10 protein-coding genes and 2 pseudogenes are annotated in these 10,537 nt (G+C 42.8%); 1 reads left to right on the forward strand and 11 read right to left on the reverse strand.

Features of this window, described 5'->3' with window-relative positions; translation table 11 throughout:
• The 11 genes and pseudogenes from HWQ38_RS03755 to nifH all read right to left on the reverse strand — a co-directional run.
• A partial coding sequence (locus HWQ38_RS03755) for a DUF2231 domain-containing protein (RefSeq protein ID WP_292790128.1) occupies positions 1-437 on the reverse strand: 437 nt, incomplete at its 3' end.
• Positions 434-934, reverse strand: coding sequence for a DUF2231 domain-containing protein (locus HWQ38_RS03760; protein WP_292790129.1), 501 nt, complete (start codon positions 932-934; stop codon positions 434-436). The genes HWQ38_RS03760 and HWQ38_RS03755, both read right to left, overlap by 4 nt.
• 807 nt (positions 935-1,741) lie before the next feature.
• Positions 1,742-2,248 carry a phosphate-starvation-inducible PsiE family protein gene (locus HWQ38_RS03765; protein ID WP_292790143.1) on the reverse strand — a complete coding sequence of 169 codons (507 nt, stop codon included), beginning with the start codon at positions 2,246-2,248 and terminating at the stop codon, positions 1,742-1,744.
• A gap of 165 nt (positions 2,249-2,413) precedes the next feature.
• Positions 2,414-2,635: a hypothetical protein gene (locus HWQ38_RS03770; protein ID WP_292790131.1), complete on the reverse strand. Its 222-nt coding sequence runs from the start codon at positions 2,633-2,635 to the stop codon at positions 2,414-2,416.
• Positions 2,636-3,185: 550 nt separating this feature from the next.
• Complete coding sequence (locus HWQ38_RS03775; protein WP_292790133.1) at positions 3,186-4,007, reverse strand: NADPH-dependent oxidoreductase; 822 nt, start codon at positions 4,005-4,007, stop codon at positions 3,186-3,188.
• Positions 4,008-4,324: 317 nt separating this feature from the next.
• A complete protein-coding gene (locus HWQ38_RS03780) occupies positions 4,325-5,038 on the reverse strand; it encodes a 2OG-Fe(II) oxygenase (RefSeq protein WP_292790135.1) in 714 nt (237 codons plus the stop codon).
• Between the two features lie 398 nt (positions 5,039-5,436).
• Positions 5,437-5,565 (reverse strand): annotated as a pseudogene (locus HWQ38_RS03785) (CopG family transcriptional regulator); the annotation flags it as partial.
• Positions 5,566-5,682: 117 nt separating this feature from the next.
• Complete coding sequence (nifV, locus tag HWQ38_RS03790) at positions 5,683-6,801, reverse strand: homocitrate synthase (protein ID WP_292790137.1); 1,119 nt, start codon at positions 6,799-6,801, stop codon at positions 5,683-5,685.
• A gap of 167 nt (positions 6,802-6,968) precedes the next feature.
• Positions 6,969-8,210 (reverse strand): substrate-binding domain-containing protein, encoded by a 1,242-nt coding sequence (locus HWQ38_RS03795; RefSeq protein ID WP_292790139.1) that lies wholly within the window; start codon positions 8,208-8,210, stop codon positions 6,969-6,971.
• A 273-nt stretch (positions 8,211-8,483) separates the two neighbouring features.
• Positions 8,484-8,870, reverse strand: a complete 387-nt coding sequence (locus HWQ38_RS03800; RefSeq protein ID WP_292790141.1) for a hypothetical protein — start codon at positions 8,868-8,870, stop codon at positions 8,484-8,486.
• Between the two features lie 166 nt (positions 8,871-9,036).
• Entirely contained in the window at positions 9,037-9,936 is a 900-nt protein-coding gene (nifH, locus tag HWQ38_RS03805; RefSeq protein ID WP_366933227.1) for a nitrogenase iron protein, read from the reverse strand.
• A gap of 206 nt (positions 9,937-10,142) precedes the next feature.
• Here nifH and HWQ38_RS40335 point away from each other — a divergent pair.
• Positions 10,143-10,256 (forward strand): annotated as a pseudogene (locus tag HWQ38_RS40335) (IS1-like element transposase); the annotation flags it as partial.
• Positions 10,257-10,537 lie beyond the last annotated feature (281 nt).

Here is a 10,537-nt window from a genome sequence, read left to right on the forward strand (position 1 = left end):
TGTTTGCCCCAAACGAAGCGCTGCCATCCTCTCCAGATGGTCATGCCAACAATCAATGCTAATAAAAAGATGCCACCTACACCATGCCAAATCATGGTTTGCATTGCCTGTAATCCCCAAGCACTCTTGACATCAGTAGGTGGTGCTGCTAAAAGCATTTCGTAAAAGCCTGCCCCCACGGTGAAAAAAGTGATGATGCTGGAAGCGACCATGTTGTACCAGCCAACATCAAAGAAGTTGGCACGTTTGACAGTAATCGCAAAATATTTGAAGACCCATATTTCTAAGGGAAACAGCACACCAACGATATCGAAGGTCATCCCAATGATGAACAAACCCAAGGTGAGATGGACTAAGTTGGGATGAATAGGAATGCTGTAAGGCAGTCCGTTGCTACCTAGTTGTCTACTTAATTGGTCAATTAGTTCCGAGTTCATGGCAAAATAGCATTTTTTACTGCTTCAACAACTGGCACTGTGTGTAGTCCATATATCCAAACAAGTTCATCTCCGAGATATACTTGCAAGCCAAGTATTAGGGTTAAAAATAGCCCCACTACCATGTAATGAATCGGTAATTTGTCAGGGTTGCGTGTACGAATTACATAACGCCAAGCCGTAATCGCGGTGATCATTCCCGAAAGTGACCAACCAATCAGTGTATGCAGATTCAACACTGCCTTAACAGCATCATAAGGTCTTGCCAAACCAGCTTCAAACTGACCAAAGATAACGGCCACAAAGATGGCGATCGCAGCGACACACATATTCCACCAACTGACCTCAAAAAGACGAGCATTACCAGTGAAATAACCAACTACATCGCAGGCAAAGGCAAACAACACCATCGCAATTACGAAGTGGACAATGATGGGATGAATTGTATCTGGGTAGGGTAAATTGTGGTCGTTCAAAGAGGTAAAGTAATCAAGCATTGCATTCCAATTGTTCTATTAGCTAGAAGTTAATATTTAGTAGCGACAAACTAACTTCTAATCTTTAACAGTCACAACCTTTTGACTTCTACAATGACTTAGGTTGGACTTAAAATCTGTCCAAATAACAGCAGTAGTTCTCATGATGAGAATTATTTATACAAGTTCGCTTCATTTTGATAAGTATAAGCCCCAGCAGATAACTTTCGACATTAGGGACTTTCAAGAAATAAATTATCCAAATAAACTAACCACTTCAGACACAGCGAAAAGTCGGAGCATCGGCTTCCGGCCTTGGTGCAGCCCGCCGCAGGTCTTACCCTGAGCCTGCGCCGAAGGGCATCTGAACTTTTCAAGACAGAGAACACAGAGAGAGGAGAAATAGAGAGGATTTTTGCGTCAGTTTTGGGATATTTTTTGATTTGGAAGTCCCTTATTACGCCCAATGTTGCAGTGCTATTGAAGGTTGATAGGCAAGAAACAGGAGCTTGAGTGGAAAAATACTGAAAATGCACTTAACGCTGCATAGCTCATCTGAAAGCGTTTATTCTTCGCTAAAGGCTTACCGGAGATGTTTGACTGAATCAAACTCATTTCTACGGTTATGAGCTAGCGAGATACAAAAACTACACCTTTAAGATAAATTGTGCATAGCTCAAGGTCATAATTAAAATTGCTGGCTTTTAAGTATGCCTTATTTTTTGAGGATTTTTGTGTTTTTGATTTTCCATCTCCATATATAAAGAATATCATACATCTAGCAAAATTACTTGCGATCGCTAACTAATTTTCAAACAGTATTTCTGATTACAATTCATCATAAACTAGAGGATTATCAGCCAATAATTGCGTTTTTTCTTTTGTTTCAGTGTGAGGAATTCTGACCTGTTCAAAAAAGTTAGATACCCAAGGTAAAGCCACAAGAATTCCCGCTAATACTACTAAAAATACTGCGATTCCAAAAATTTGGTCACGGGGAATTTCAAGAACACCGCGTAAAATTACTTCTCTTAAAGCAGAAACCATAGTAATCTCTACTGCTGCTGCCACGGATGTCCGTTGTTGTTGTATATGATCAATTAACAGACGGAATAACTCTACCAAAATCAAAATGAACAGGATATCAGATGTTACTTGCCGTAAATCTAATGGACTCAAAAAGGAGAAGAACATATCTCCTAGTCGGATAAGCATCACACAGAATAAACCAAGGCAGAGAGAAATGATAATAAAGTCTTGAAAAAACTCCAGGTTACGTACAATTGTATTTCTTTCTAACCAGTTATTTAAGTTTAAAGTTAGCCCTTTTAGCATCGTATTTTCTAACAGTCTAGATTCATTTATTTCCATAATTGAAATAGTGCTGAGTATCTTGAATCGATTACTCAGCACGGGCTAAACGCCCCGCTACCGCTAACGGACTGCATTCAATCCCTATTATTTAGCTGTGGGGTTAAACTCAGCCCTATTAAACGATTTTTAACCGTTTAGGTTATGTGCAGTTTCGGCAGTTTTCATCTTGGATGCTGCGGTTGTTAAGTTATTCGTAGCCTTGATGATCTCTCCTAATGTTTCGTTAATCAGATTCTCATCAAGGGAGGTTTCTGATAAGTAAGTTTCTATGAAAATCTCCACTCGATTAACAATTATTTTGCTTTGAGAGCGTAGTTTGTTGAGGTCTTTGGTAGATAGATTATTCATTGTTTTAAGCTCCTTTGGTTTCGCGGGTTAATTCTACATTTTTGATCAGCAATTCTCAGTCAAAGAGCGATTCTTACAGGTCAGCCCTTTTTTGAAAGATAAAGCTTGCTGGAATACCCATTAAATTGTTCGCCTGTTGACTGCTTAAATGCCTTCAGATTCCCCAAATTTGTACAAAGGTTTCAAGCAGGAGAATTGCTATATCTGACAAGTTAGCGAGTCTATTTTAGGACTTACGCACTGAAAACGTAAAACTAGGGTTTGAAATTGCTACACTCGCAATCACGTAATTTCGTCACCGGGCGTAAGAAAAATAATTGTAGGTTGGGTTGAACGAACGGGAACAGTGTCCCGTAGGGAAGTGAAACCTAACATTGACAAGGTTTTTGGGTGTTGAGTTGAGGGACGAAACCCAACCTATGCCTAGATTGACTATTTATTTTTCAGATTTACGCATCGAAATAATCTTTTGAGACTGGGTGTAGAGTTTTCAGTCTTTAGCGAAGTAGTAGCGAGTCGGCGTTGCTAGCGAAACAATCGTTATCCTTCTTCAAAGCAATTTAAAGCCGAAGTTATTGAGAGTTTTACGCAAGTACTTGCACCCTTTTAAATAGTCTAAAGTGGCGATTCGCTCGGCTGAGTGTTGCGACCAATCAACAGCGACATTCATCTTTTGTTCAGTGTAGAATTCTTTCATGATATCGTTATAGTGAGCGATCGCATCATCTTGCTCTGCTAATTTATAGGTTTCCCGGTGGAATACAGCTGACTGGGGTAGACGCGGCTTAATAGCAGGCTGTACTTCAGGATTGGGATAGCCCACACACAACCCAAATATGGGGAACACGAAAGGTGGCAAATTTAGTAGTGTTGCAACCTCTTGCGTGCTTTTGCGGATTGCGCCCATATATACCGTTCCCAAACCAATAGATTCAGCAGCTACAGTCGCATTTTGGGCTGCAACTGAAGCATCGACTATTGCTTTAACCAACAGTTCTGTGTAATCCAGAGCAACATGAGGTAGTCCGCGAGAATCAGCAATATGAGCCAGACGACCTAAATCTGCTAACCAAACCAAAAATACAGGAGCCTGGTTAATTGCTGCTTGGTTATTAGCCAGCTTGCATAATTCTGTTTTGCGTTCTTGATCTTCAATCGCTACCACACTCCAGGTTTGCATATTAGCTGAACTAGGAGCAGATTGAGCAGCAGCAACTATCCACTCCAGGGTTCCTGGTGGTAAGGGGTCAGATAGATAAGACCGAACTGAACGGTGAGCTAGTAGTGTTTCTAGAGAATCGTTCCAGTCAATTTCGTAATTGAAGGGAATCTCACCGTAGCGCGATCGCAGTAGTTCTGTAGGATTAGTCATAGTCAGCTTTTGAACCTGAACACTTTTTTACGATTTCAGAGGGATTACCAACGACGAGAAACAACGAAGAAAAGGAAGAACCAGAAAATCAGGAGGCTGATTTTCTGACAAAAGTAGAGAGAAAATACTTGACCGTGCCAATTTTAGATTTTGGATTTTGGATTTTGGATTAAAAAAGTTTTTTGGCCAAGTACTCTTGTGGTTTCTTTCAATCCAAAATTGCAAATCGTTCGACTGAGCGTAGCCGTACCCCTCCGGGGAAGCAAGCTACGCGTAGCGTTCCGCAGGAAAGTCTAAAATCCAAAATTGTTTGATTGCTACGCAGCTAGCTGGTTTTCTCCGAAATCTGAAGTTAGGCGATCGTTCCGAAAAAAAGCAACTCGTAAGGCTAGCCGAGACTTAGATGCAGGGCAATTAAGCGGAGTTACCGCATGCCAAGAATTGTCAGAACGTGCGATCGCAACTGAGGAATCACTAAGGGGTAGAATATCTTGAAAGACAGATTCCGGCTGGGAGTCTTTGAGAATTCGCAAACAGCCTCCCCAGTCTACAGACCATTGTTGATTGAAAAATAGCAGATGAGTTAAAACTTTGTTCGGCTCGTCTGTATGAGGGTGATGCAAGTGTCCTGAGTTATATCGGCGAAATCCAATATCCATTACACAGTCTTTTAGTTCCAACCCAGACATTTCGGCTAAAGTTTTGCGGTAAGAATCTGTCCACAGTCCTTCTATCAACTGTCGCCAAACTTTACTGAGGTGTCTCAAATCATAAGTAAGTCTGCCTTGTGCCATCCGCTCTCGCCAGCGATTATCGCCAGATTTGAGCATCAAGGAAATATCCTCGCTAGTTGCAAGCATCTTTCCCCAAGAGTATCCGTATCCCTCTCCCTCCGACAGGCGAAACTCTTCGTGGGGAAAACTCGCAGTTAGTTCTAAGCTTGCTTCTGGTGAAAGCAGGTTTTTGATCAAAGCCCAATTGTATGGGACTTTTTGCATTGCTGTGGCACGAATGGAATCAAAATTAAGCATGGTAGAAAAAAATGCTTTACTAAAATTAACCAATCCTGATTACCCTGGATATCAAGTGGTATTGAACTAGGGACTAGGGACTAGGAAGATTTAGATGGGAATTTAGATCCCAAGCAAATCTGATTCATATTTTCTTGCCCAGTACCCAGTCCCCATTACCCAGTACCCAGTCCCCGAGCGCCGCGATCGCAATAATTTTGTAGGATTTGTCATACTCAACTTTTCAACTTGAACGCTTTTTGCCGATTTCAGAGGGATTATCAACCCCATTGCAAATTTGTTTAGGTGCAAGACAACTCGCTTTATCGATAGCGGTTCTTCACCACTGCTCAAAATAAGTCAAGATCAACTTCCCCAGAATCAAACTGCTTCCCCTGTTGTTTGAGTAATTGTGCTTGGAGACTACGCAACAGGGAGCGCAAAACATCAGTCTTAGTGCGTTGGAACCGCTTGCAGTACTGCTCTAGAAATTGCCGTTCTTCTGGAGACAATTGAAAAGTGATCCATCCTTGCTCTTTTCTCGGCATAGCTATTACCAACATAATTGGTAATATTCTAGCAGTTGGTACAATAACTGCGATCGCTAACAGAGACGGAATTGTTATGCATTCTTAACCTTCCCTACTCCCCATTCCCCATTAAGTTCACCTTTGGGGAACAAAACTCAGGAGTTCTTCAACCGTGAGACTGCGCTTAACTTTTACTGACTCATGCTTTACAGCATCCAGCACTGATTGAATTTCTGGCTGACTGAGTATGATTCCATGTTCTTGCAGCACACTGACGATTAGATGCCGACCGGAATGTTTGCCTACAACAAGGCGACGTTCCCAACCAACATCTTCCGGCGCAAACGGTTCGTAAGTACCGGGATTTTGCAACACACCATGAGCATGAATGCCCGACTCGTGTGCAAAAGTATTTTCACCCACGATCGCTTTCCAGGGAGGAACCGGCCAATTGGCAGCTTTCGCAACTAACCGTGAGAGTTCCAGCAGCCGTTTTGTATTAATACCCGTTGGAATGCCGTAGAGGTGTTTCAGTGCCATCACCATTTCTTCCAGCGCCGCATTACCTGCGCGTTCGCCAATCCCGTTTACCGTAGTGTTAACTGATAGCGCTCCTGCTTCAATACCAGCTAGCGAGTTCGCCATTGCCAGTCCAAAATCATTATGCGTGTGCATTTCTATGGGAATGAATAGATGATGCACAAGGGAGCGAACTTTGCTGTAAGTGTTCAGAGGGTCGAGAATTCCTACAGTGTCACAGAAGCGAAACCGGAAAGCTCCCAACTCTTGAGCATAATACGCCACATCCAATAGAAAAGATGGATCGGCTCTGGAAGAATCTTCTCCGCCAACAGATACAGATAAACCGCGATCGCAAGCGAAATTAATCGCATCCCGCAGCAGATCCAGCATTACCTGCTGCTTACCCCCAAACTTGGCGGCAATCTGAATTTCTGAGACGGGAACGGAAATATGCACCCGTTCCAAACCACAATCTATAGATGCCTGAATATCCGACAATTTAGCACGGTTCCAACCAAGTAATTGGGCATTTAATCCCAGATTAGCGATCGCTCGAATTGATTCTGCTTCTTCTTGCCCCATTGCCGGAACGCCAATTTCCAGTTCTGGAACACCAATAGCATCAAGAAAAGTAGCGATCGCAATTTTTTCTTCAACGTTAAAGGCTACACCCGCCGCTTGTTCACCATCTCGCAAGGTTGTATCGTTAATCTGAACTGGATGTTTGTTCATAGTGAAGTGATGATTCATTTTGCAGCTAACTTGTTGGGTGATTTTGATTTGCTTGAGGAATTCGTAATTGAAAGACAGAGCAGCTAACTTGAGTTGTGGAAACTAAAAGACATATTTCTTAGCCATAGGGTAATAATTACGAATTACGAATTACGAATTACGAATTATTAAATATTTGCTACAATTTCCCCAATCTTGCTGATGTCATAGCCGCCGAGAATCTCTAATTGCGATCGCACTACCTGATGTCCCAAGATACTGAGGAACTGTTTTACTGGTTCTTCTTCCAAGTATTCTTTAATAATCACCAAGTCATATCGTGCTTGATGTAGGGGGATAAATCCTAACCCAAAGGCAGCAGCTATAGATGCCGTACTGATCCCTGCATCAGCGATTCCTGAGAGTACAGATAAGGCAACATCTTGATGGCTGTGGACGATATGAGTAAATCCTTTCATAGTCGGAAATGGCACTCCTTCTTCTTGGAGTTTCCGTTCTAAAAGCATCTGACCGCCAGAACCCGCTTCATGGGTGACAATAGTTGCTGCAAATTCTACTAAGTCGGAAACTGTTTTAATCCCCCTTGGGTTTCCTGCTGGGACTAACAAACCTTCTTCCCAAACTCCAAGGGTAATCAAAACGGCACTCTTACCTGTTAAGGCTTCCCGCACAAAGGGGGTGTTATGTTCTCTAGTTTTGGGATCGTATAAGTGCATTCCTGCAATATGAACTTCACCTCGGCACAGACTAAGCAATGCAGCCTTGCTGTGGGCGAAACGATAATGAATTCGCAGTTGCGGATGCCAACGTTCAGTTGCTCTTGCCAAGAGGGAAAGCACAGGTGTACAACCAGCAATCACAACTGTATTGTGCAGTTTGTCTATATCATCCAGAATCCGAACCAGAACTTTATTTGTACCGTTTTGGGTCTGTGCTTCACCCTCCGCATTACTAGCTACTTCTGACCCTAATGGCAATTTACTGATGCTGGGTAACTCTTCCACCCTTACAGATTCCCTAGCATCAGGGTAGATCGCTGCAAGCGTCTCACCATCAGCTGGAATCATTTCGATCCGAAAAGCATCGTTGCCAACGAGAGGATAAGCTATCCATTGATTTCCAACCCGCGCTAGACTAACTCGTGATTGCTGTTGCTTAGGGACTGATCCCGCAAGAATTGCCCCAACTTCTGGTAAATCTTCCTCAAACCAGAATAAGTCCTCGACTTGGCAGCCAAGCGCCTTGGCTAAACGTAGTGACATAGCAACAGAAGGAGCATATTGTCCTAATTCCACACCACCAATACTCTGACGAGTTACGCCAGCTATATTAGCTAATTCTTGCTGACTCATGCCCAAGCGAGTTCTAATTGACTTCAGGTTGTTGCAAAGATTCACATCCAGTTTCATGAGGCTGTATCTCTCCGTTAGAAAAAGCCGCAGCAGACAAACTTAAATTTGTTGGGTCAATAGCAAGGTTTTCTAGTGTTTGCCGTTTTTGTTGTCAGACATATTGATGTTTTGACAATTTCACTTCTTTGCTGCAAGCATAGCATACATATCGCTAAAATACTTGCATTTTTGGATACTTTTTAGCGTAGCTTGCCGCCGTAGGCATCGCACTCGGCATCGCCTTTTGATCATCTGCTAACCAAGGCGATACCTACGTTACCAAGAGAAAACTTAGTCTGAGTACGGTAAATCCTGATCTAAATGCCAATCGCCTTTTTTAGTTGGTACCGCCACCCACTGGAGCTCCAACCATAAGATCGGGTTCTTTTCCTTCAACCTTGAGGAGCGATCGCGGATAATCCGTGTAGCGTTTATGCAAACAGCGTCCAATATCCCCAAATCTTGGGCAACGCCTCGGAAAATGTCTTGGTAGGCATTGACTGAGGCAAACAGCATATTAGGATAATATACGACAAAATGTTGTATAAGTTTCGGGGGGTAGCCCCAGTAAGAGTTTACGAGTTCGACGTGGCAGTACTCGAGCAATTCACCGACTTTGGGACAGCGCCCCTGAGCTATGGTGATAAATTTTTGGACTAAAACCTCTTCGGTCAACATAATGAGTTCTCCTCCTTCAATGAGGTAGACGAATTTTGGCGTGGTTCAGAACGCCGATTTCTCAAATGGTGTTAAGAAGTTTACGCAGTTTTTTCTGCTTTTTCGAGTCAGAGATTGCCAATTGCTCCAGACACTTTGTATGAGGGATAACCCCTACTGCATCGTCCTATTCAAGAGGCATCTCCGAAAATGAATCTGCAACCCTTGTGGAGCTTGGGGTGATACCTAATGTTTGTAGATGGCTAAACAACCCAAACTGTACCAGCAGTTCCTCTAGGCGATCGTTAGACATAGATTTCGGAGTGACAAAATCTGTATTCTGGTCAATTGCCATTGCCAAGTTGCGATAGTGCTGCGCCTGTTCAGACTCAGGAGCATACTCTATCACCGTCTTGCGGTGGAACTCTGCTTGCTGCACCATATTGTCTCTGGGTATGGAGTAGATCATTTGAGTCCCTAGTTTCTCTGCCAGAGCTTTGATCAAATCATCTTCCTCATCAACTTTGCGAGAATTGCAGATCAATCCTCCTAGACGTATACCGCCTATGGGCGCATACTTTTGAATACTTCGGCAGATGTTATTGACCGTATACATTGCCATAATTTCCCCAGAAGTGATGATGTAAACTTCTTGAGCTTTGCGTTCACGAATGGGCATGACAAATCCACCGCATACCACGTCACCCAGACCATCATAAAATGTATAATCAAGTCTAGCTGCATCATCATAAGCACCAAGTTGTTCCAGCAACCCAATTGATGTCAGAATGCCTCTACCTGCACATCCTACACCAGGTTCCGGCCCACCCGATTCGACACACAGCGTCTTCCCCCATCCCACCTGGCGGAAGTCTTCTAGATTCAAATCATCATCTTCTTCTTTACGCAACGTGTCGAGTACAATCTTCTGGTGGAATCCCCCCAAAAGAAGCCGAGTGGAGTCTGCTTTCGAGTCACACCCTACAACCATCACCTTACGATCCATATCAGTCAGTCCAGCGACTACGTTTTGAGTCGTTGTGGATTTGCCAACTCCCCCTCTTCCATAAATAGCGATTTTCCGCATAAAAACCTCAGTAATGGCGCAGACTTATTGATTCGGCTCCAAGATTATGGTGTAATCAAGCAGAGTATTGAATCAAATTGGAGTTGTAGTTATTGAAAGTATTTACTATCCAGTTTGTGACTGCATTGATGCTGTTAGATAGTGGACATTAGCCGTCTATTCAGCACTATAAACATTGCAGTTGTTTGCTATAAGTTAAACAGCTTCTTACAGATATGGCAGTAAATATTAGCGGGATGCGAGATACAACAAGGGTGCTAAAAATTAGTTCCAATCCTGTCACAAAAAATTCAAAAAACTTCCACAGATACGTCAGGTGAATGAGAAATTTTTACTTCATCACAGCAAGACAAGCATTATTTTCGCTGCAAATAAGATACATAAAAAAATCAGTCCAGCCTACGCTATGGCAACAGCTTCGCCAAACGAAAAACCGATTTTTAGGCGGTTTTGCTCCACTTCGATTAACGTTATGCCGTCACCAATAACTGATGAGGCTGGTCTGATACTCACTTCAAAGGAATCTAAGGAGTTTTTATTCTGGTATTAGATTCCCTATAAATCAAGAATATCATACAACTGGCCAATTTACTTGCGCTAG

The sequence above is a fragment of the Nostoc sp. NMS7 genome (assembly GCF_017115085.1).
Taxonomy (GTDB): domain Bacteria; phylum Cyanobacteriota; class Cyanobacteriia; order Cyanobacteriales; family Nostocaceae; genus Nostoc.